This window comes from Acetobacter malorum, assembly GCF_002153605.1.
Lineage (GTDB): Bacteria > Pseudomonadota > Alphaproteobacteria > Acetobacterales > Acetobacteraceae > Acetobacter > Acetobacter malorum_A.
Genome location: NZ_JOPG01000089.1, coordinates 1 through 846, shown reverse-complemented (window position 1 = coordinate 846; position 846 = coordinate 1). Strand labels below are relative to the sequence as shown.

1 protein-coding gene is annotated in these 846 nt (G+C 42.9%); it reads right to left on the bottom strand.

Annotated elements, in window-relative coordinates; genetic code table 11:
- The coding region (locus HK23_RS14055) for a hypothetical protein (RefSeq protein WP_143217591.1) at positions 1 to 458 on the bottom strand (458 nt) is incomplete at its 3' end.
- Positions 459 to 846 lie beyond the last annotated feature (388 nt).

Genomic DNA, 846 nt, shown 5'->3' with positions numbered 1-846 from the left:
GTTGGTTTTTCATGAGGATGGAAAATGGCAGGGGCATTTTTCAATTTGATGGGATCAAAAACCCAGCGGTTGACGTCGTACCACTTATTGAATTCTGGAAGCAAAATGTCTCCCTCGATTTGCCCCTTAACAGTACAGTCATATTCAAGGGTGCATTTAAACCACCAGTACAGGCGCTCTCCCACTTTGACAGGCCGGAACTCTCCACAGTCCTGTATCCGAGGCTGCAACAGGACTTTGGCTGTTTCATCCACAATAAAATTGTCACCTGCGTAATAAGGAATGAAATTTACATCTGTTGTAAATTTTTTTAAATGAACCGGATACAGTTCCCAGTTTTCCAGTTTGATGTGATTGGGTAAGATTGCTCGTCCGTTTTCATCCCAGATTTTTACATTCGGCGAAATGCCGCCATACTGAAGATCACTGCTGACTCGATAGACATTCAGCTCTGACATTGTTGCTGTCCTTATCCATTGACAAGAATATCAAAATCCGAAACGGTTGTATGAAGTTTTATAGCTCGTTTATCCTTACTGTTCTGCACAAGCTCCATCCCGAAATTCTTGACGGATGATAGCCTGTCCCGCTTTAAATCGGCCTGTCCGAAACGCGGCCTCTGCAAGCTGATCAGCCTTGCGCAAAACTACGATAATTTTGTCATAATAATTTTTAAAAGCCTCTTATCCTCCATGATGCACATTCATGGAGGAAGGGTATGAGGAAGTGAGAAAATAAGGCCGAGTTCCTGTCAGAGCAGTGTAATCCCCTCTTTGTCTTTCAGCTTGTCATAAAGCAGGCCATATTTCTTTTTGTTCTTTTTCCACTTGTCCTCCAGTTCTTTCC